This is a genomic window from Stieleria neptunia (assembly GCF_007754155.1).
Taxonomy (GTDB): domain Bacteria; phylum Planctomycetota; class Planctomycetia; order Pirellulales; family Pirellulaceae; genus Stieleria; species Stieleria neptunia.
In genome coordinates this window covers 1143550-1166716 of record NZ_CP037423.1, presented here as the reverse complement: position 1 = coordinate 1166716, position 23167 = coordinate 1143550, and the positions used below count along the sequence as shown (strand labels likewise).

At 60.1% G+C, this 23167-nt stretch carries 11 protein-coding genes; 6 read left to right on the top strand and 5 right to left on the bottom strand.

All coding sequences use genetic code 11. The features are described from left to right. Window positions 1-20 precede the first annotated feature (20 nt). Window positions 21-1265 carry an efflux RND transporter periplasmic adaptor subunit gene (locus tag Enr13x_RS04095; RefSeq protein WP_145384822.1) on the bottom strand — a complete coding sequence of 415 codons (1245 nt, stop codon included), beginning with the start codon at window positions 1263-1265 and terminating at the stop codon, window positions 21-23. Beyond that, window positions 1258-2748 carry a TolC family protein gene (locus Enr13x_RS04090; protein WP_390621058.1) on the bottom strand — a complete coding sequence of 497 codons (1491 nt, stop codon included), beginning with the start codon at window positions 2746-2748 and terminating at the stop codon, window positions 1258-1260. Before Enr13x_RS04090 ends, Enr13x_RS04095 begins: the two co-directional genes overlap by 8 nt. Before the next feature lie 975 nt (window positions 2749-3723). Between Enr13x_RS04090 and Enr13x_RS04080 the strand changes: the two genes are divergently transcribed. Then, a complete protein-coding gene (locus Enr13x_RS04080; protein WP_145384819.1) occupies window positions 3724-7227 on the top strand; it encodes a PVC-type heme-binding CxxCH protein in 3504 nt (1167 codons plus the stop codon). A gap of 517 nt (window positions 7228-7744) precedes the next feature. On the opposite strand, the gene Enr13x_RS04075 is transcribed toward Enr13x_RS04080, so the two are convergent. Both Enr13x_RS04075 and Enr13x_RS37685 read right to left on the bottom strand, forming a co-directional pair. Further along, window positions 7745-9217, bottom strand: a complete 1473-nt coding sequence (locus tag Enr13x_RS04075) for a sulfatase (RefSeq protein WP_145384818.1) — start codon at window positions 9215-9217, stop codon at window positions 7745-7747. A 196-nt stretch (window positions 9218-9413) separates the two neighbouring features. After that, window positions 9414-12302: a PVC-type heme-binding CxxCH protein gene (locus tag Enr13x_RS37685; RefSeq protein ID WP_197455768.1), complete on the bottom strand. Its 2889-nt coding sequence runs from the start codon at window positions 12300-12302 to the stop codon at window positions 9414-9416. Between the two features lie 468 nt (window positions 12303-12770). Between Enr13x_RS37685 and Enr13x_RS04060 the strand changes: the two genes are divergently transcribed. From Enr13x_RS04060 to Enr13x_RS04050, 3 genes are all read left to right on the top strand, one after another. Next, complete coding sequence (locus Enr13x_RS04060) at window positions 12771-16109, top strand: ThuA domain-containing protein (RefSeq protein WP_145384817.1); 3339 nt, start codon at window positions 12771-12773, stop codon at window positions 16107-16109. 305 nt (window positions 16110-16414) lie between these two features. Next, on the top strand, window positions 16415-16885 hold the full coding sequence (locus Enr13x_RS04055) for a hypothetical protein (protein ID WP_231744077.1): 471 nt from the start codon (window positions 16415-16417) through the stop codon (window positions 16883-16885). Continuing rightward, a complete protein-coding gene (locus tag Enr13x_RS04050) occupies window positions 16882-18894 on the top strand; it encodes a sulfatase (protein WP_231744076.1) in 2013 nt (670 codons plus the stop codon). Before Enr13x_RS04055 ends, Enr13x_RS04050 begins: the two co-directional genes overlap by 4 nt. Before the next feature lie 298 nt (window positions 18895-19192). On the opposite strand, the gene Enr13x_RS04045 is transcribed toward Enr13x_RS04050, so the two are convergent. After that, window positions 19193-20167, bottom strand: a complete 975-nt coding sequence (locus Enr13x_RS04045) for a S1C family serine protease (protein ID WP_197455767.1) — start codon at window positions 20165-20167, stop codon at window positions 19193-19195. A gap of 652 nt (window positions 20168-20819) precedes the next feature. Between Enr13x_RS04045 and Enr13x_RS04040 the strand changes: the two genes are divergently transcribed. Then, complete coding sequence (locus Enr13x_RS04040) at window positions 20820-21587, top strand: hypothetical protein (protein ID WP_145384814.1); 768 nt, start codon at window positions 20820-20822, stop codon at window positions 21585-21587. 555 nt (window positions 21588-22142) lie between these two features. Continuing rightward, window positions 22143-23021 carry a C1 family peptidase gene (locus Enr13x_RS04035; RefSeq protein ID WP_145384813.1) on the top strand — a complete coding sequence of 293 codons (879 nt, stop codon included), beginning with the start codon at window positions 22143-22145 and terminating at the stop codon, window positions 23019-23021. Window positions 23022-23167 lie beyond the last annotated feature (146 nt).

Here is a 23167-nt window from a genome sequence, read left to right as displayed (position 1 = left end):
TTGAGTGCCCGTCGATGGATTCACGGAGCCGGCTCCCCGTCGCTGACTTCCTCGGGATCCGATGCGTCGCCGATCTTCCGCAGCCCGACGCCCTCGGCGACGGTCGCCAACGTGGTCACAACCACTTCGTCGCCATCTTCGAGACCGCCGCGAACGTAGGCGTACTCGGCGTCGCGAAACACAATCTCGGTGGGGCGGATCTCCAGCATCTCGTCTTTCATCACCCAGATCGTATCGCTATCGCGGACCAGTTTTCGTTCCAGACGCACCACGTCTGCGATCGGTTTGCCTTCGATTTCGGTTTCGATCAGCGTGTCCAAGATCAACGGCGGGGCGTCGGACGATTGCCCGAGCGGATCGGGCACGGTGACCAGGACGCGGGCCAGGCGGGTTTGTTGATCCAGCGTGCCGATCATCCTTGCGACCTGCCCCAGACGCTCGGTTCCCTCGGGCCACGAACCGGGGTTCCTCAGCCGCACCGTGGATCCTTGGCGGGAATCCCCCTCTTCGGGTTTGGGGAACTGGATCCAGGGCAAACTGCGGACCGGGACGGCAGCCATCACCCAATACTCTTCGATGCCGACCAGTCGGGCGAGTTCATCGCCGGGTGAAACCTGTGAACCGACGTTGACCGACCGGCTCAGGATCTGGGCGTCGAAGGGTGCCGTCACGCGGGTTCGTTCGAGGTCCAATTCGGCCCGCTCGACCGCCGCCTTGGCCGCATTGAACTCGGCCCGGATCGATGCGATTTGTGGCTCGCGCAGCACCAGCGAACGGTTGGCCTCGCCGATCGTTCCTTCCAGCAGGGCGAGTTCTTTTTCGGCCAGACTCTGCCGCCCCTGCTCGATCTCCAGTGAGGCTTGGGCTTGCTGCAATTCACTCTTGCGGATCGACAGGGCGTTTTCGAAGTCGGCCGGATCGATTCGCAGCAGGGAGTCGCCTTCGCGGACCATTCCGCCGGGAACGAATCGGGGGGACAGCTCGATCACTTGTCCGCTGACGCGCGGGCCGAGCACGATATCCTGGGCGGGCTGGACGGTGCCGAGCACGGACAGGCGGGGACGATAGGTTCCGCGCTGCACCGTGATCGTTTCAACCAGGGCGGCCGACTTGCGGGTGGCATTGATCGTTTGCGCCGTCGGTTCGGTTCGATTGATCACGACGATCGCGGCCGCCGATGCACCGAGAATCGCGAAACAAACAAGCACATTGGCGATCAAGCGGAGCCAACGCCAAATGGGGCGTCGTTGCGGGGCGTCATTCATTTGCATCGCGGGCGGGGAACGGCTCTACGGACCTGAGAAGTTGCTGCAATTCAGAGGCCGGCTCCGGCAGCGACTCGATTTCCGAGCCACCGTTCTCCTCCTCCTCGACAGACGCTTCTTCAGGCACGACCAACCCCTGTAACTCAAACTGCTCTTGCGGACGGGTTTCAAAATCTCCGGCCAACGCCAGATAGAGCGCGACGCGGATGAGCAGTAAGTCTAATCGGGCGGCCAGTGTTTCGCGCTGCAATCTCTGTTCGGCCGTGGTCGCGCTGAGCACATCGAGGTAGTCGGCCTCCCTAAACAGGTAGCGTCGACGTAGCTGATCGGAGGCCTGTCTGGCGTACTCCGATTGTGCTTCGAGATGCTTCAAACGTTCCAGCTGGTACCGTTCCAGTGCCAAATTGTCCTCGACTTCACGGAACGCGTTCAGCATGGTTTCACCGTACTCGTTGAAACGCTGGCGAACCACGGCGGCGGTGCGATCGATTTCGGCGCGTCGCTGTCCGCCGTCAAACAGGGGCGCGATCAATTGCCCGCCGATGCCGACAAACCAGTCGCGGAGCAGCGTTTCGGGGTGATCAGCGATGCTGAGCACCGACGCGCTCAGATTCAGTCGGGGGTAACGGGAGCTGATCGCCGATGCCAGATCACGATCGGCGGCCATGAATGCCAAATAATCGCGGCGCACGTCGGGGCGGCGTTTGAGCAATTCCGATGGCAATCCCGTGTCCGGCAGCGGGGGCAATCCGGGCAGTTCGGCCCCGGTGTAGAAGCTGGCTTGCTGGGGCAGCTGCCCGCGCAGCACGGCCAACTGGTGTTCCAGCACGTCGATTCGGGACTTGACGACCACCGATTGCTCCAGGGTCGATTCGACCAATTGGCGTTGCCGAAGCACGTCGGGGCCGCCGACCTCTCCGGAACCGAATTTCAGCTCTTGGGCGATCACGCCGTTGCGGTTGGTTTCAATCTGTTCTTCGACCAACGCCAACTGGGCACGGGCTTCGATCAGCGAGAACCAGGTGCGGGCGATTTCGGCCGATAACGTCAACGCGATCGCGTGGTAGTCCGCGCCGGTGGCGGCCGCCCGCAGTCGCTCGGCCTCGACCCGCGATTCGATTTGCCCCCACAGGTCGACCTGGTAGGACGCATCCAGCCCCAACGTGTAACTGGTTGGATCGCTGCCGGGACCAAACACACCACCGATTTCCGCGACGCCGTCGATGTCCGGCCACAAGTCCGAGGCCTCGCGACGGGTCAACGCCCGTGCGGCGGCCAACCTGTTGAGGGCGGCGGCCAACGAAAAATTATCGCCAAGGGCGGTCTCGATCTGATGATTCAGCCCGGGGTCGTCAAACGTCGTCCACCAGCGATCCGGCGTCACCGCCGATCCGCTGGCCGAAAAGGGTGGCGGAGACTCGCTGCGGAATGTGCCCGCGACGTCCGGACCGGCGCAGCCGACCAGCGACGAAAGAAGCAACAAGGCCGCCCACCCAAAGGGGCGGGGCCGAACTGGGGCGAGACGGATCATGGCCCAGATCTAGGAATCCCAGCGGGGTGGCGACAAGATCAATCGCGGCATTGAACACGAGCCTGCGGCGAGGGGACGCCCCCCTTCCAGCGAGACAAACAACCCGGCGTCCCTCAACGCATCAACACCGCCCCCCATTGATAGCAGTACCCAACCGGGGACAGACCCCATCCAACCATTAACTGCCATTGATAGCACCCGACCGGGGACAGACCCCATCCACCCATTAACTGCCATTGATAGCAACCAGCCGGGGACAGACCCCGTCCAACCGGGGACAGACCCCAACCGACCATTGATAGCAACCAACCGGGGACAGACCCCGACCGACCGTTGCATTGATAGCAACACCCGATCGGGGACAGCCCCCGACTGGCCGACCATCATCCAACCGGGGACAGACCCCATCCAACCGGGGACAGACCCCATCCAACCGGGGACAGACCCCATCCAACCGGGGACAGACCCCGACCGACCATTGATAGCATCCATCCGGGGACAGACCCCGACCTGCCATTGATAGCATCCAACCGGGGACAGTCCCCGACCTACCATTTCCGGGGACAGACCCCGACCTGCCATTGATAGCAACACCCGACCGGGGACAGACCCCGACCGACGAGCAACCATCGGGGGACAGACCCCATCCATCCGGGGACAGACCCCGACCTGCCATTGATAGCAACACCCGACCGGGGACAGACCCCGACCGACGGGGCTGCCGGGAGGGTGAATCGCGAAAACGGCACGACCGCGTCACGATTCTCCGCCGCGCGCGGCACGATCCCTTCTGCGCTTCGCCGTCTCGATTACAATCTGCGGATCTCCCCCTCGAAATTCTCCACCGACCCCATCGTTCGCCACCCCGCGATTTCCGCACGGGCATTGTTCGCTTTCAAGAACAGCCCCCAAAACAACAAGAGCCTCATGAACATCATCCGCAGCTTCGTTGCAATACCGAAGTCCACTCTCATTCCACTGTGGCTCGTTGGCGTCTTGTCCGCAGCAGTCTTTCGCCCCTCGGCCGACGCCGCCGAACCGTTCGAATTTCAGCCCAGCGACGTCGTCGCCATCTACGGCAACGGGCTGGCCGACCGAATGCAGCACGATCCCTGGGTCGAAACGGTGCTGCAGAGCCAGCTGAAGGGCAAAAACGTCAGCTTCCGGAACATGAGTTTCTCCGGGGACATGGTCAACAAACGCCCCCGTAACAAGGGGTTCACCAACGATGCCGAATACCTGCAACACGTCGGACCAGACGTCGTGTTCACTTTCTATGGCTACAACGAATCGTTTGCGGGGAAAAGCGGTGCGGCTGCCTATCAGGCCGAACTGGTGAAATTGGTCGAACGCTACACGCAGTTGCGCAAGGAAGCCGGAAAAGACATTCGCTTTGTTTTGTTCAGCCCCATCGCTTACGAATTCACCGGCGATCGGCACCTGCCCGATGGGAAAGAGCTGAACGCGAACCTGGCCGTCTACAGCGAAGCCACCCGCCAAGCCGCGGCGGAGACGGGAGCGACCTACGTCGACCTCTATACACCGACCCGTCAGTTATTCGAATCCAGTTCCGAGCGGTACACGATCAACGGCATCCATCTGAACGCCAGCGGGTACCAAAAACTGAGCGAGATCATTTCCGCCGCCTTGCTCGGCAAAACCGCACCGGCCGCCGACACCCTGGGCGATGTTTACGCCGCGGTGGAGGACAAGAACTGGCATTGGCACAATCGCTACCACGCCACCGACGGCAACGACATCTGGGGCGGCCGATCCACGCTGACGTTCGTCGATGGGCAAAGCAACGCCGACGTTCTCAAACACGAATTGGTGATGCTGGACGTGATGACCGCCAATCGTGACGAAGTGATTTGGGCGGCCACCGAAGGCCGCGACCATGCCGTCGACGACAGCAACGTCCCGCCGCCGGTGAAAGTGATTTCCAACGTCGGCGGGGGCAGCAAAAGTTCCAGTGCCGCCAAAGAAGGCAGCATCGATTATCTGAGTCCCGAAGAATCGATGGCAAAGATCAACGTGCCCGAGGGCTACGAATTGAATGTCTTTGCATCCGAGGTCCAATTTCCCGACCTGGCCAACCCCGTGCAAATGCAGGTCGACGCCAAGGGGCGGCTGTGGGCGGCAAGCTGGAACACGTACCCCAAGTGGGAACCCGGCAAGGAGATGAACGACAGCCTGATGATTTTTGAGGACACGGACAAAGACGGGACCGCGGACAGCCGCAAGATCTTTGCCCACGTCCACAATCCGCTCGGGTTCGAATTCTGGGGCGGCGGCGTGATCGTCACCTCCGGCCCCGACCTGCTGTTTTTAAAGGATACCGATGGAGACGACGTGGCAGACCTGCGTTATCCCATTTTGCAAGGGCTGGGAACCGCCGACACGCACCACGCGGCGAACAACCTGGTCTACGGCCCGGACGGCGGCATCTATTGGCAAAGCGGGATTTTCCTGGTGCACAACCACGAGACGCCATGGAAACAAAACCTGAACATCGGCGCCTCGGGGATGTATCGCTTTGACCCACGGACCTTCGTGATCACCCCGCATGCCGGCAATTCGCCCAACCCGCACGGCACCAGTTTCGACTACTGGGGTTACTGCTACGCCAACGACGGCACGGGCGGCAAGTCGTATCAGGTGCGCCCCGAAGGTAAGGGGTTCAAGATGCACACCTTGCTGGAAAAGGAATTCCGTCCCGTCGCGGCCAACGCGATCCTGTCGTCACAACATTTCCCGGAGGAACTGCAGGACGACTTTTTGATTTGCAACACGATCGGTTTCTTGGGTGTCAAACAGTATTCGCTGGATCGTGAAGGCAACGGCAAAGACCGCGCGTTCGGACACGTTTGGGGAACGCCCGGCATTGAATTGCTCAACAGCGAAGACCGCAACTTCCGTCCGACCGATGCGGTCATCGGCGCAGACGGCGCGCTGTACGTCGCCGACTGGCACAACGCCATCATCGGTCACATGCAACACAACATCCGCGACCCCAACCGCGACCACCAGCACGGACGTATTTTCCGTCTGACGGTCAAGGGCCGACCGCTGCAGGAACCCGTCAAGATTGACGGCCAACCGATCGCGGCGCTGCTGGAAAACCTCAAGCACCCCGTCAATGGCGTGCGTCACCGGACCCGCGTCGAACTCAGTGCCCGTGACTCCGACGAGGTGATCGCCGCAGCGCAGCAATGGATCAAGGATTTTGATCCCAATGACGAAACCGAGGCCCACCACCTGCTCGAAGCCCTGTGGTTGCACCAACAGCACGGCGTTCGCAATGACGACTTGCTCGATGCACTGTTAAGCTCTGACGTCAAGCACGCGGTCGTCGCGGCGGGCACCGTCAAACACTTCTGGGAGAACGTGGACGCGACCGGGGCGAGCGGATTTGCGGCTCCGGCCGAAGTGGAGTTCGTCAAATTTGATCCCCCCAAGCACCTCAGTCGCGCCGACCGCAAGGTGTACAAACTGGGCGCCGAGGTTTACCAACGTGAATCGCACTGTGCGACCTGTCACCAGGCACACGGAAAAGGAAGCGCGAACATCTATCCGTCACTGGTCGGCAGCCCCTGGGTCACCGGCAGCGAAGAGCGTCTGATCAAGATGACCTTGCACGGGCTGTGGGGCAAATTGACGGTCAACGGAAAGACCTATGACCCGTCGCGCGGCGTCCCACCGATGACCGCCTTCCGCTCGTTGCTCAAGGACGAAGAACTGGCAGCGGTGCTGACCTTCGTCCGCAACACCTGGGGCAATCAGGCCTCGCCCGTCAGCCCCGCCAGCGTCAAGCAAGTTCGCCAACAAACGACCGACCGTTCGACGTTTTGGACGCCCGACGACCTGCTCGCCGAACACCCGCTGGAACAAGCCCTGATGACGAACGATCCGGCAGCGGAAGTCGAAGAGTTTTCCAATCAAGCGTTGGAAGAGGAACTGCTCGGCACGCCGACCGCGGAACTGGTCAAGGTGGCGATCGCGGAAGGGAACCTCCGCCGGGGAAAGAAGGTCTTTTATCAGTCCGCCGCCGCCTGCTTCGCCTGTCATGACCCGCCGGGTGGTGCAGGCCGCTTGGGTCCGGATCTGGCAACCCTCAAGACCAAGCTGACCGCCGAGCAGCTGGTCGAAGCGATCCTGGATCCTTCGAAGTTGATCGACAAGGCGTACGCACAAGTCAGTGTGCTGACCGCCGACGGCAAAGTCCACACGGGCGTGCGGATCTCGGAGAACGACGACGAGATGGTGTTGAGAAACCTGGCCGAACCCGAGCCGATCAAGATCGCCCAAGACGACATTGAAGACGTCAAAGAATCCAAGGTCTCCCTGATGCCCGCCAACTTGGTCCGGCAACTGAAGAGCCGCAAGGAATTCAACGACCTGATGCGATACGTGATTGAAACGAGAAAGTGATGTTGATGTGCAGGCTTTAGCCGAGCACTTTTCGCACGTACGATGGCCCTTCCGGGCCGTCGTCCGTAGGGCTCGCCCCGACGACCTAGAAAGGACGTCGTACAACGCACCGCGTGTGGCAGAGCCACACCAACATTGCGTTACCAGGCGGAGCCTGGGAACGAGTTGGATGTTGATGTGCAGGCTTTAGCCGAGCACTTTTCGCACGTACGATGGCCCTTCCGGGCCGTCGTCCGTAGGGCTCGCCCCGACGACCTAGAAAGGACGTCGTACAACGCACCGCGTGTGGCAGAGCCACACCAACATTGCGTTACCAGGCGGAGCCTGGGAACGAGTTGGATGTTGATGTGCAGGCTTTAGCCGAGCGCTTTTCGCACGTACGATGGCCCTTCCGGGCCGTCGTCCGTAGGGCTCGCCCCGACGACCTAGAAAGGACGTCGTACAACGCACCGCGTGTGGCAGAGCCACACCAACATTGCGTTACCAGGCGGAGCCTGGGAACGAGTTGGATGAAGGCCTACTTCCTCTTCTTGCCCTTGCCGACAATCGCGGCTCGGTTTTTCGCGAAACCGGCCGCGTTGCGTTTGGCCACTAGCTGTGTTTGCATTCGCTTGAGCACGTCGGCGTACTCGGGGTTCTGGGCCAGGTTCGTGAACTCGCCCGGATCGTTTTTCAGATCGTAAAGCTCCATCCCTTTCTCGCCGAAGCCCCACTGCGTGAACCGCCAGTCGTCGGTGCGTAGGGATTCCCCGCCGCTACGGCTGATCGTAAAGGCTTGTTCCTTGGTCCATGCGGACGACTGGACATCCAGCAGCAGCGGCTTCAGACTGGTGCCCTGCAACGTGTCGGGGGCGGCAACACCGGCCAGTTCGGCCAGCGTCGGATACAGATCGACCAGCTCCGTGATCTTTGTGGTTCCACGACCGTGTTGGTCCGCCAGCCACGGCACGCTGATGAGGAACGGAACCCGCGTCGCTTCTTCGAACAGGTGCTGTTTCTGGAACTTGTGGTGATGCCCCAGCAGGTAACCGTGGTCGCTGGTGAACACCACGATCGTGTTGTCCTGTAACCCCTTTTCTTCAAGCGCATCGAGAACACGGCCGACCTGAGCATCCATGTAGGACACGCTGGCGTAATAGGCCTGCAACAATCCCTTGTGCAGTTCCGGTGTGACACCGTACGTGGTGCTGTTGGCTTTGTACCCGCGGATGATGCCCGGCACATCGTCCAGGTCATTCTCCGGAACCCGCGGCGCTTCCATGGCCTCCCGATCGTACCGATCAAAGTATTGTTCGGGGGCGACCAACGGCACGTGCGGACGGACAAAGCCCACGGCCAGAAAGAACGGTTGGTCCTTGACGCGATCGAGCATCTCGATGGCTCGGTCGGCCGCCATGCCATCGGCGTGCTCGCTGTCGCCTCCGGAGGCAACAACCGCAGTAAAGCTCTGTGACCCCTTGTCCTTGGGCGACCAATTCGTCAATTCACCCGGCGCATGCTGCTCTGGGGCTTTGATGTTGATGGCTTCGTCCCACGAAAACGGATCATCGCGTTCGGCGGTTCCCGCAATGATCTCATTGGGGATTCCCATGTGATAGATCTTGCTGACGCGACCGGCATAGTAACCACGTTTGCGAAAGGTCTGTGACAGCGTGACCACGTTCGGCATGCTGCCACGGAGGGTGCCGGCGTTGCCGAGCGTCAGGTTTGAATACGGGTACAGCCCCGACATGATCGATGCGCGCGACGCGCCGCAAACCGGATACTGACAATGCATGTTCTCGAATTTCACACCGCGATCGGCCAGCCGATCCAAATTCGGCGTTTTGCACTGTGGGTGCCCAAAACCGCTCAACGCGGTATTCAGGTCATCGGCAATCAAGAACAAGACGTTCGGTTTCCCAGGCTCTGCGAGGGCGGGGGCAGCCAGTGCCATCCCCAGTGCAGTCATCCCCATTGCAACCGCGATGGCAAGGCAGGTGTTTTTCATCAATCGACCTTTGGTTTTGTTCTCGGGGAAGCCATCGGGCAGGCGAACAGCTAAGGACCGTCGGAAGAATAAGTGGGATAGGCTTCCAGCCTGTCATGGCGAAAACGACAGGCTGGAAGCCTATCCCACAATCAATCCCCGCCACTTATTCTTCCGACGGTCCTAACTGGCGGCCAGCGGGGCAAGACCCCGTCACCTACTCCGACGCGACCGGGCCTGGGGTCATCAGGTAGGCGACTAAGTTCGTGACATCCGTTTCACTCAGATAGGTCAGAATACCATCAGGCATCAGTGACAACTGGGACAATTTTCGCTGGGCGATCAATCCCTTGTCCACCTGTTCGACCTGCTTTTGTGTTTGCAGTGTGATGACGTTGTCGTTTTCGGCCGTCACGACGCCGGAGAGCACGCGTCCGTCCTGCAACAGAAAAACGCTCATGCGATAAGCCGCCGGGACGACCGCGCTGGGGTCGAAAACGTTGCCGAGCAGGTAGTCCAGGTTGTGCCGATCGCTGCCGGTCAGGTTGGGACCGATCGGCTGCCCGTCGCCGTAAAGCTGATGGCAGGACGCACATTGTTGCAGATAGATCGCTTTGCCCGCGACCGGATCGGCGGCACCGATGCGGTCGGCGGTCAGCAAGCTTTTCCACCGCGCCATCTCCTGCTTCTTCGCTTCGGGGGTCTCACGAATGTTCCCCCAAACCTGTCGCAACCGCTCGCTCAGTTTGGCATCGCCGTGATTCTCGATCTGGCGCGCTTGATAAGGCGAAATTGCGTCGGCCGGGATCTTGCCCGCTTCGATGGCCGCAAGCAAATCGAATGCGTGCTGCTTTCGCGCCACCAATGAATCGATCGCGGCGCTGCGATCGACGACGGATCGTCGCCAGCGATTGATCAGACGAATCGAAACCCCCGGCGCGTCGTAGTGTGCCAAGGCGCGAACGACCTCGCCCGCGATGACATGATCATTGATCGCGGCGATTAGCTTGGGCAGCAGATCGTCGCTCGGCTGTCGCATCAGACTGTTCACGGCGGCCCGCCGATTCGCCGGATCCGCCGCGGTGTCAAACGCCAGCGTGACCACGGCGTCACGAGCGCGTCCGTCGCCGAAAACCAACGAGAGTTCTTGCACCAATTGTTTTTCAACGGCCGAACCATCACGCTGCACCGCCGCAGCAACCGTATCCCAGTTCGGTGGCGCTGCGGCGTGCGCTCGGCCCCGCAGTCCCTGGCCCAATCCTTGCAACACTTCGGGACGAATGCCGGCCGACTGTGATGCCAGCGACGCCGCCAACAATCGTTCGACTGCCGCCGGTTGCTCGTCGAGTGATTCGCCGAGCCGACGTGCGATCAAGGAGCGGATTTTGGGAATCCGTGTCTGGATCGCCAGCTTCACTGCATCGTCGGCATGTTCGACCACCGCTTCTTCGATACCGTACCAGATCATCAGCGGTTGTTGGCGATCGTCGGCATCCTCGCTTCGCTCGCAGAGCACCGCGGCCACTTCGATTCGGCGGTCGATCGGCAACCGTTGCAGACCCGCGGCCACTTCGCCCCGCACCAGACCCGACGCCTCGGTTCGAGCAAGGTGAACCAGACGATCGACCGTCGTCGCTTGGGCGCCAAAATCTTCGCACAAGAACCGCACGCCCATCGCACGCCGGGCTTCCTCGTCGGATTCGAGCAAGGCGTTGATCTGATCGCTCCCAAAATCCGACTCCGCCCGGGCGGTCAACCAGTCGGCGTGTTCGGGTTTCGCTTCTCCCTTGGCATCGCCGTCGTAGACGACTCGATAAATCCGACCGCTGCTGCGATGCAGCCCGGTGTTGTCGTGGCACTCGCCGGTGTCTGACCAATCATTGATCCACAGCTGGCCGTCGGGACCGGCGATGACGTCCAGCCCGCGGAAAAACGGATCCTTCATCAACAGGAAATCTTCGCCGTGATGGGCGACATAGCCACAGCCGTCACGCTCCAGGATGTCACGATTGATGCGTCGACCGTGAAGATTGCACGTGAACAGATTGCCCGCGTACTCGTCGGGCCAGACGCCGCTCTTGTAGATCAAGCATCCCATGTGGGCGTGTCCGCCGCCGAGCGCCGACGTGCTGCTGCTGAGTCCTTCGCGGATCGTGTTCCAATCTTCTTTCCCCGTGTCCCAATGAAAGTGATCCGCGGTTTGTGAGATCACTTCATAGGCATGCGGATTCACCGGGGCACCGAACATGCGTTCGTAGTACGCACCGGGGAAGGCGTGCCACAAGTGACCGATCACCGTGTTGGTGTAAAACAGTTGGCCGTCGGCGTTCCAGTCCAGCCCCCAGGGATTCGTCCCGCCGTAGCAAAACACTTCAAACGTTTCCCGCTGGGGGTGATAACGCCAGATCGCCGTGTTGACCGGTGTTCGTCGGCCGTCTGGCGTTCCGGGTTTGCCGACCAGGGAAACGGACAAGATTCCGTGACGACCGTACAGCCAACCATCGGGGCCGACTTTCAAACCGTTCGCCACATTGTGACTGCTCGTGTCGACTTCGAATCCGTCCAAGACCACTTCGGGTTCGCCGTCGGGGACGTCATCTCCATCGGCATCGGCGATGAACAGCAATTGGGGCGGACACAACGCGTAGACGCCGCCGTCGACGTGAGCGAGGCTGGTCAGACGATTCGCCTGGTCCCAAAACACGTCTCGTTTGTCGGCACGCCCGTCACCATCGGTGTCTTCCAAGATGATGATGCGATCACGCAGGTCATCGACCCATCGGTCCGGCCGTTCGGCGTAGGTGTAACACTCGGCGACCCACAGCCGGCCGCGGCCATCAAAACACATCGCGATCGGCTGTTGCACGTCCGGTTCGCTGGCGAACACTTCGCAGCGAAACCCCGGTGGCAACACGGCCGTCGCCGCCGCCTGTTCGGCCGACATCGGCGATGTTTTTTCCGGCTCGCTGTCGTACGGCTGGGGGAAGTGGTGGTCATGGTCTTCGGTCGACGTAAAAGCTGGCGTCTGCGCTGACAAGCACGGGACGAAAAACGCTCCGCAGACCAGAACGCCAAAGAAAGAATCGAGCAGTTTCGTGAAAGTCATCGGTGATCCTTCGAGAACATTTCCCGAGTCGGGTGGGGTGGGACATCGTGGCGGGCTGACATCATACATCGGTCGGTCACGCGATGCGTGACCGATGGCATGCAAAGCATGCCCTAATTTCCCCCCACTCGCCCCACTCGTTACGAGGCTCCGCCTTGTAACGCACTGCTCCGGAGGCTCCCGCCTCCAGCGACCGCGTGAGGCGGAGCCCTCACCGCCACCGCGTTCCCAGGCAGAGCCCGGGAACGAGTGGCAGATGGCATGCAAAGCATGCCCTACTTTCCCCCCACTCGTTACGAAATCTTGGTTGTTTAAACATGGGGTCAAGGTCCTCAATAGGTTCACACGCATCGTCACTCGTTTGACTTTTGCGGGTGCCAACCCCTCGGGGTTGAACAAGACTACAATACCGAATCCCTCCCTCGGAGCTGATCGGCTCCTCTCCGTTTGGCAAGGTCGCGGTTGCAAATGTCTATCGTTCGTTTTATTGCGTTGCTCGTTTGGATGCTCGTCCCCGGACTCGGTTGGGCGGTGCAACCACCGGGGAACGATTCGGCCGAACGGATCAAGATCGAGAATCCGCCGGCGATTCAGATGTTGGTGCCCGGTTTCGAAGTCCACGAGATCCCTGTCGAGCTGACGAACGTCAACAACGTGCGGTTCCGCCACGACGGGAAACTGTTCACGTTGGGCTACAACGGTGACGTCCACTTGTTGAGTGACAGCGACGGCGACGGACTGGAGGATCAGGCGAAACTGTTTTGGAAAAACGAAGGGTCGCTGCGGGGACCGATCGGTCTGTTGGTCACGCCAAAGGACTATTCGCACGGCCAAGGCATCATCACGCCCAGCAAAGGCAAGTTGTCGCTGATCGTGGACACCGACGGCGACGATCGGGCGGACGAAGAGAGGGTCGTTGCGACCGGCTGGGACGAGATTCCCCAAAACGTTGACGCCACGGGCATCGCGATGGGCTCCGACGGGTCGCTGTATTTTGGCCTGGGAACGGCAAACTATGCCAACGCCTATCTGATCGATGAACAAGGTGTCGCGCACTACGACTTGCAAAGCGACCGAGGCACCGTGCAGCGTGTCTCGCCGGATTTCAAAACGCGGGAAACGGTTTGCACCGGCATTCGTTTCCCGATCGCATTCGCGTTCAACCGCCACGGCGACTTGTTTTGTGCCGAGCAAGAGGGGGCGACGTGGTTGCCCAACGGGAATCCGTTTGATGAGCTGCTGCACATCGTTCCGGATCGTCATTACGGTTTTCCGCCACGGCACCCGCGACACAATCCAGACGTCATCGACGAACCATCGGTATTCGATTACGCCCCACAACATCAATCGACTTGCGGGATGGTTTTTAACGGTGACGATGCATCGGCGGCTCGATTCGGGCCCAGCGGATGGGCGGAAAACGCGATCGTTTGCGGCGAGTCGCGCGGCAAGATCTGGCGAACTCAACTCGCTAAAACCGAAGCCGGCTACGTCGCATCGACCCAATTGCTGGCGTGTTTGCAAATGCTGACCATCGATGCCTGTGTCGCCCCGAACGGCGACTTGGTGGTCGCGTGCCACAGCGGACCGCCGGACTGGGGCACCGGCCCGACGGGCAAGGGCAAACTGTTTCGCATCCGCATGTCCGATCCGAACGTCGCCCGCCCCCACAACGCGTGGGCAAATTCGCCGCGTGAAATCCAGATCGCATTCGATCGTCCGCTCGACGCCGCGATGCTGCAGAACATCGCCGACGAAATCGTGATTCAGTATGGCCCGTTCGTCCGCGCCGGAGATCCATTCGAAACCCTCGTGCCGCCCTATGCCGTCGTGCAGCGTCAATTGGCAACGCCACGCCGAAACCTCGCCATCCGCGGCATGGCGTTGTCCGCCGATCGTCGCAACGTGCTGCTGCAGACCGATCCGATGCTGGCCAATTCACACTATGCCGTTTCGATCCCCTATCAACCAACCGGTGACCAAACGTCGAATGGATCCATCGAGCAGGTGCGGTCGATCGACGTGGACGTGACCTTAAGCGGTGTAGAGACGACGTTCACCGGCGACTCCGATGACGGGGCGGGGGAAGTTGTTTGGACGGGTTGGTTGCCGCACGTCAGTTGGCAGGTGTCCGACGAATTCACACGCGAGAGTGCGATCCATGATGATCTCCGTTCGCTGTTGCCGGCAGGTGGCGAGATGACGATGACCTCGCGGCTTGACGTGAAAGATTTGCTGCGACCGAAAGTCCAACCGGGATCGACGTTGGATTACCAGTGGCCCGAAGAAATCGTCACGCTGACCGCCGGTTCGTCCCAGCCGATGAGTCTTGAAATCGACGGTCGCCAAATCGTGGCGACTCGCGGGGAGGACGGAAGATTCGTTGCCCGCGTCGAGATTGCCCCCGATTCGGCGGACCGCGTTTCGCTGACGATGCGTGCGCGGGTGGCCGCGAACTCCACGCCCGATTGGTCGCTCGCCGCATCAACCAACGAGGACTCGCGATTGCGTGCCCTACCGCTGCGCCGCTTCCACTTGCCGTGGACCTCGACGTCTGGGTCGGATGCCGAGCCGGTTGAATCAACGACAATCGCTGAGATCGAAGGCGGGAACTGGGGACGGGGGCGTCGCGTTTTCCACAGTGACGCGGCGGGTTGTTTCAAGTGTCACGCGATTCACGGCGGCGGTCCCAACATCGGACCCGACCTGACCAACCTGGTGCATCGCGACTACGCTTCGGTAGAGCGTGACATCACGCATCCAAGTTTTGCGATCAATCCGGATTACCTGGGCAACACGGTTCTGACCACCGACGGTCGCGTGTTGACCGGAACGCTGCAAACCCGGCAAGGGCATTTGATTTTGGGGGACACCAACGGCAAGATCACGCGACTGACCGAGGCGGAGATCGACACGATCAAGCCGGCCGACGTGTCGGTGATGCCCAAGGGCCTGGACGAAAAACTGACGCCGGACCAGTTCCGTGACCTGATGACGTTCTTGCTGTCCCCACCGCCGCAGATGCCGCTGGATTCGCCGATCGAGGCGCCGCCGGTCCGCACGCAAGCCGAAGTCGCCACCGTCCTGGCCGGGTCACAGCCGCTGCCGAGCCCGCTGGATGCGATCAACATTGTTCTGGTGGCGGGCAAGAAAGACCATGGCCCGGGGGAACACGACTACCCGGCGTGGCAGATCCAGTGGGGGCAGTTGCTCGCCGCGGCCGAAGCCGTGCACGTCGATGCGGCCTGGGATTTCCCGGATGACCAACAGCTCGCCAGCGCCGACGTCCTGGTGTTTTTCCAAAAGGGCGATTGGAACGACCAGCGACAAAGCAAGATGGACCAATTCTTTGATCGCGGCGGTGGTGCGGTTTACATTCACTGGGCGGTCAACGGAAACGACCGGGCCGCTGATTTTTCCCGCCGCATCGGGTTGGCGTCCAAGGGAGGCAGCATCGGCTACCGACATGGACCGCTCGCCTTGAACGTCCACCACACCGACCACCCGATCATGCGGAACATCGAGCCGTTGCAGTTGTACGACGAAAGCTATTGGCGACTGACGGGCGAGCCCCAGGATGTGACGTTGTTCGCGTCCAGCATTGAAGACGGCGCCGCGCGGCCGCAGATGTGGTCGTACGAGCGTTCGGCGGGGCGAGTCTTTGTCAGCATTCCCGGTCACTACAGTTGGACCTTCGACGACCCGATCTTTCGCACCATCCTGATGCGTGCGATGGCGTGGACGGCCAACCAGCCGATCGATCGTTTCAATGAACTCGTCCCGCTCGGTGCGAGGATCTCAAAGTGAACGTTGCCGGGTGAAGGCTTGCCCATTATTCTGTTGGATTGATCATGAAATTTTCCAGTGTCGTTCTCGGCGTCGTTCTCCTGCTGATTGCGGGCGCGATCGTTTGGATACCTCCACCGCCCCAGGATGACAATGCGGTCGGCAGTCGATCGAGACCAACTCGGCCAAACGAGCCAGAGACGTCTCGCTGGGAATCGTTGCCTGTGGAGACCTCGGAGCGTTGGCCGGTTGAAAGGTTGAGAATGATCCACGATCAAACCGACACGAGCTTTCGCGCTGCGATCGGCTTTGGTCGGTCGCGTCGCTTGCCTCCACTCGGCTACGATCAATCACAAGCTCATCTGCTGATCATTGTTTCCCACGTGCTTTTCATCCCGCAAGAGCTGGCGGCGGATCCTGAAGAAAACAAATTCGATCGCCTATTGGCGAGGAAAGATTTGGACGAATTGAAGATTCATTTTATCCATCTGGTCAGCACGCAGCGTAGATTGGCCTATCTGGAAGAAATCCGAAGTCGGTTTCGTGAGCCCCACGACATGGAGCGGCTTGCCGACCCATCGGTTGCCACCCGGCCATTGAATGAGTTCGAGACAGCCGGTCTCAACAAACTTATCAAGGGCGACTCTCTGGTCGTCGAGCGAGCTGGCGAATGCATCAGCATGCTCGGAGCGATCCGTGCCGACACCACTTGTGTCGAATGCCATTCCGACGCTAGCGTTGGAGACATTCTGGGCGCCTTCAGCTACCAATTCAAATCGGAACCGGAACCCTTATGAACAACCCACGAATCTCGGTGACTTGCCTGTCGGTGCTGGCCATCGGAATGATGTTGTCGACGGCAAACTGCACGATTGCCGCCGATGCGTCATCAGCAGCCAAACCCAACATCGTCCTGTTCCTGGTCGACGACATGGGCTGGATGGACAGCACGCCTTACGGGTCGCAGTATTACGAAACACCGAACATGAAACGGTTGCAGCGGCAATCGATGCGTTTCACCAATGCCTACGCCGTGCCCCTGTGCTCACCGACCCGCGCTTCGATCTTGAGCGGCCAGTACTCGTCTCGCCATCGCGTCACGTCCGCCTCCGGTCATCAGCCGGCGGCCCCCGCCGATGCGTCTCCGTATCCTGCCCGAGCGGCTGCCCATCGGCCATTGATTTACGCCAACAGCAAAAACTATTTGGACCTGAACCTGGTCAGCTTGGCCGAAGTGTTGCACGGCGCGGGGTACCGGACGGGCCACTTCGGCAAATGGCACTTGGGATTGAGCCAGCAGCACTGGCCGGAGCAGCACGGATTCGAAGTCGCCTTCCACGCCGAGCCGAGCCCCGGGCCGGCCAGCTACTTTTCACCTTATGGGGTTCATGCCAACGGCGTGCCCTCGGGGAAACATCACGTCGGAACGATCACCGATGGCCCCGACGGCGAATACATCACTGACCGGCTCACCGACGAAGCGATTCGATTTGTCGAAACCCATCAAAGTGAACCGTTCATTTTGAACTTCTGGCACTTCGCCGTGCACGGCCCCTGGGGGCACAAGGAAGAGTACACCAGGCGGTTTGCCGAAAAGACCGACTCGCGTGGTCATCAGAAGAATCCGATCATGGCCTCGATGCTCCAAAGCGTCGATGAAAGCCTCGGCCGCGTATTGGACACGTTCGACGAACTCGGGCTGACCGACAACACGCTGTTCATCTTTTACAGCGACAACGGCGGCAACACCCACAGCAACGTGCCCGGCAGTCGTCAGATCAAAAACATCAAACCGGGACATCCGAAATGGGGTTTCGTCCAGGACTGGAAAAAGTGGGCCGGCGATCAGCCACCGACCAACAACGCGCCGCTGCGTGAAGGCAAAGGAAAAATCTATGAAGGAGGTCAACGGGTTCCCTTGATGGTGCGTTGGCCCGGTCAAATCCAGCCCGGTTCGACCAGCGATGCGATCGTCGGGCCGATCGATCTGTATCCGACGATTCTTCAGGTCGCGGGTCTGAAGCAGCCCCAAGGTCACATCGTCGATGGCGAGTCGTTGATCCCCGTCTTGAAACAAACTGGCCGGCTCAAACGCCAAGCCTACTTCACCTGGTTCCCGCATTTGATTCCCGCAGTGTCGGTCCGCCAGGGCGATTGGAAATTGATTCGACGGTTTGAACCGCATCCCCAGTATCCCGAGGTCCGCGAGCTCTACAATCTGGCCGACGACATCGGGGAAACACAGAACTTGGCCGGTACGATGCCACAGAAAGTGGCGGAGCTGGATGGTTTGATCGACCGATTTATCCGTGACACGGGCGCGTTGACCCCGAAACCGAACCCCGACTTCAACGCGGACGCCAAAGCGGGCGGCACGAACGTGCCGAACTCGTCCGACATCACCGCGGGGCTGGTCGCCCGGAACTGCGAACTCGTCAAGACGGACGGTGCGATCCGTGTCGTGGGTCGGGGACGATTGCCGTTTCTGGGGACGGCCCAAGTGAAATCCAACGGCCCGCTGACCCTGCGGCTTCGTACACGCAGTGCGACCGGTGGTGAAGGACGGATTCAATGGAAGACGCTCGGTCAGGAAACGTTTCCCGAGTCGGGTCAAGTCGTCCGCTTTGATGTTCCGGCGGGAGCATCCTGGCAAGACATCACCGTTCAGATCCCCGTCGACGGCAGGACCAGCGTTGTACGCTTGTATCTTCCGGCCGAGGAAAGTGTGATGGATATTCAATCGATCAATTTTGGAGACGAAAGCGGTCGCGGAAAATCATGGGACTTCGCCGGCGTGTCACCGTAGGGCTGCGCCAACGTTTAAACTTAGGATGCCGTCGTCCGACGGCGGCCGTGCCGAGACAGTGATGGCAGAATGATGGGATGGCAGAACGATGGGGTGGCGGTCAGATTTTCGCTCCGCGATCGGAGCAGTCGGAGAATCATTCTGCCCCGTATGATTCTGCCACTTCATCTGATGAAGAAAAAACCCGCCGAGAATCGCAATGTCTGTTTCCAGGCATCGCGTTCATCGGCGGGAGGGTGTTCAACGCATCCGAGCGGATGCAGTTGAATCAAACGTGTCGATCAGTGATCGCGCTGGATCAGTTATCGAGCGACCCGTCCAATTCGGCATCGGTCGTAGCCGATCCACTTGCATCGACATCCAGACCGGAATCGAGTGACGCGTCGGCGTCGATCGATCCATCCACATTGGCCGACGTGTTTTGACCGCGACGCGTTTGGTCGCCGTCCTGGCCATTGATTTGGGCGTCACCTTGAACGCTGCCTTGGACATTGCCTTGGGCGTTGTAGTCGCCACGCAACTGATCGATCGTCGATCTCAGTCGCTTCACTTCGTCTTCCAACGCCGTGATGCGTGCTTCATAGGCGGCCGAGGCGTTCGCCGAACCGTCCAGCGCAGGTCGGTTCGCGCGATAGCGATCATTCTGATTCTGGCGTGCGGCCAACGTTGCGTTCACCGTTTGCTCTTGCCCGTTGCGGAGAACTTTGATTTGCAATTGGGCGTCGGCATCGGCGTTGCGGACCAGACGCGCCAATTGATCGGTCGACGAGATCGTTTGGCCATTGGTACTGATCACCACATCACCGGGTTGCAGTCCCGCTCTGGCGGCGGCGCTGCCCTGCATGACGTTGGTGATTCGGATGCCTTGATTGCTGTTTTGCAATCCGATACCCAATCGAGCGCGTTGTCGCGCGGCGACGTTGGATCCGGCGACGTTGCTGTTGGCGTTGATGTTGGCGTTGGCGTTGATGTTCGCGTTCGGCAGAACCTGCCGCGTCGCTCGATCGACGCCGTCGCGGATCACTTGGTCAGCACCCTGTCGAAGGGCTTGGTCGGCGCCTTGCTGAATCGCACCGCGGACGCTGCCGCCTTGCCGAATCTGATCGGCGGCGGCTCCGATTCCTCCGCGGACCGCATTATCGACGGCGTTGCCGAGACCGTTTTGGGTGGTCGGAACGGCTTGGCCGAGGTCTTGCGCGGTGGTGTTGCCGGTCGGCAATGCCATGGTCGCACCAGCCAACGCGGTGACGCAGAGTAGATTTTTGACTCGCATGTAAAAGTCTCCTTTGATTTGTTGCGAAAGAGTCGTCGGACAAGCACCTCCTTGCCCGAACGGGTTCTCCAATTTGCGATGCGGCGGAAGCCCCATCGCGTTGATGTCCCAGACAGCGGAACACCGACAACGAAACATCGACAGCGATGCGTTGCCTGGGGCGTCGAGGGACATGCAGAACGCGTGCCATTGACGTCGCAACGGCAAAAACAACTTCGTTTGATCGAAAGACGTTCAACGATCGTTCGCAAACCCGGCAAGCTGATCGACGAACGCCGCTCGCCTTCCTAAGCAACGCACGGAAAAGATGTGGGATAGGCTTCCAGCCTGTCGACGCTGGAATGACAGGCTGGAAGCCTATCCCACTCGCAGGATCCGACACTTATTTTCCGTTCGATCCTAAGCAGCACCTCCAAGCCGCACGTCGGACTCTGCCCACCCCTCCACGCTGCGAATTCGAAGGCAACAGAGCTGCAATTGCGCACACCTGTTCAGATGGTGTTTCGTGTGCAGCGTGTGAATCGTGAAATCAGGTTGTAAATCCATTGAATTCCATTGCTGGCAACCTTATAGTGACAGACGTGGCCGTTGGGGGGTTTGGCAGTCCGTCCGTTAAGGGAAGCACCAACACCGATCGAATCGAGGCCGGGGCATGGCATTGAATCAAATCTTATCGCACGTGGAAAACGTGCCTCATCGCGTTCGTCTCGCTTTTCTTCCGCTTTTGACCGCGATCGACTATGCATGTCAATCGAATTGTGACCGCTGGCAGTTTGCCGTGGAAATGGAACAGTTGACGGCTTTGAACTTGGCACCGAACGATTTTCGTTGGCTGGTGCGAAATGGATGGGTCCAACATCAGCGTGAAGTGACGTTGGAGAGCGACGACGGGCGTTCGTTCTTGCCGACGGGTGACTTGACGTTTCCCGAACGAACGTGCTTTGTGCTGACCGATCAAGGCATCGAGTTGGCGCAGGGGTTGTTGGCCAACCATCAAACCGGTGTCCCCGAGACGCAGCCTGCGATTCAACCACGCCCCGCGGCGACCGGTGCCGTTTTGCTCGGTGGCGTCTTGCCCGGCGGTGTCGGCTTGCACGCCGTCAACGGCAGACGTCCTCGCGTGGCGCAGCGCCCGCGATGGGATTCGGAGCGTCGCGTGTTGGGCGTGGGCGGAACGATCGTCAAGCGTTTCAAATGGGTCGCGGTCAACCAGCAAGCGATCCTGTGTGCGTTTGAAGAAGAAGGATGGCCGCCGAGGATCGATGACCCGCTGCCGCCGCACCCCGAGCAGGACGCCAAACGCCGTTTGAGTGACACGATCAAATGTCTCAATCGCAAGCAGACCAACCCGCTGGTGCATTTCCGCGGCGACGGCACCGGCGAAGGCATCGTCTGGGAATTCGTCGACGCCCGTGATTGACGCCGGCTTGGAATACGGGACTGTCGTGCTTCAATGGAAAACGAAATTTTCAGTCCGGTGAGTAAGTAGTCTGGCGGCATCGGCGGATAGAGAAAGGCAATGCGATGTCAGCGACCTGCCTGCTGCGTCCCGCTGCTGAGAACTCCGGGTGCCCCCTTTTGCTTTTTCTTGTCTGGCTACTTCTTTCCACCGTCCACCCTATTTTTCTGCCCCTGATTTTTCTGCCATCTCCAGAAATCGGAAGGTGGGTGGCCCTATTTATCCCGGGCGGCAGACGTTGCTCGCCGGGACAACAACCGTGCAATGGGACCAATCGGACACAGAAGACGTATGGGTCCAATAGGTCCTATTTGTCTGATCGATCGCGGGCCCCTTCGCCGGCGGAGGTTGGAACATCGTCCCAAGAGCGGGCGATCCGTTCTGGACGCCCTTCCCATTGGCTTCCGTTGAAAAAGACGTGCTGTCTTGTTCAATGATGGTCGTGCCGGATTTGCGTTGCGAGGGTTCGCCGACGATCCGGTTTGCGTTTGCCTCACGTTTTCCATTGAGTGTGCTGTGTCAACGTTTGTGCCACTCGGGTTCGGCTGGCAGCCTGATCTGCCCGACGGTCGCGACCGAACGTTCCGTGATTGCGAGATCATGGAAACGTTAAAACGCTTGCCGGCCCAGTCGGGTGTAGTGTTGCCGGACGTGGTCGATTTACGTCGTGACAGTGACGGGGTCTATTTCACCGACGTGGATGATCAGGGACCGCTGAATGCATCGTCGGCCTTTGCCGTGCTGGCCTTGCTGGAATACTTCGAGCGACGGATTCACGCCCGCACCTTCGACGGATCGAAACTGTTCCTGTATCAGGCGACCCGCCATCGCCTGGCAGCATCGCAACATCCACCGGCCGACGCGGGCGCCGAAATCCGCGGCACGCTGAAGACCTTGATGCAAATCGGGGTGCCGGCGGAAAAGAGCTGGCCCTACCTGGCGGATCGGTTCACCACCGACCCGAGTCCGTTTGTCTTTTCCGACGCCAAACCGATCGCCAACCTTTATTATGTCCGGCTCAATGATCCCAACCACAGCGGCGACCAGACTTGGGCCATCGTGAGATCCTTTCTCGCCGCCGGATTCCCGGTCGTCTTCGGCTTTTCGGTTCCCTCCTCGTTGACACTCGACGCCGACATTCCGTTCCGCCCGGAGCATGATGCCACGCGGGGTGGTCAAGCGGTCGTTGCCATCGGTTACCACGCCAATCGCTACGGCCCCGACCAAGACGCGCTGCTGATCCGCAGTTCTTGGGGAAGACGATGGGGAGACAATGGGAATGGTTGGCTTCCCGTCGCCTTTGTCCGCCATCAGCTGGCGCGAGATTTTTGGACCCTGATTTCAGCGGACTGGCTGGATAGCGGTGAATTGAGCCGGCCGGTGATTTGCGGCTAACGTGCCGTCCAACGGAAGCCACCGCACTGGTCATTTCTCCGGCTTCCTCTCCATCATGAAGTCCTCGGTCAAAATCATCGGCCGAATCGATTCGAAACAAGAATCCGCGCTGCGGCAGGTTCACGGCGTGATCAGCGTCGACGAAC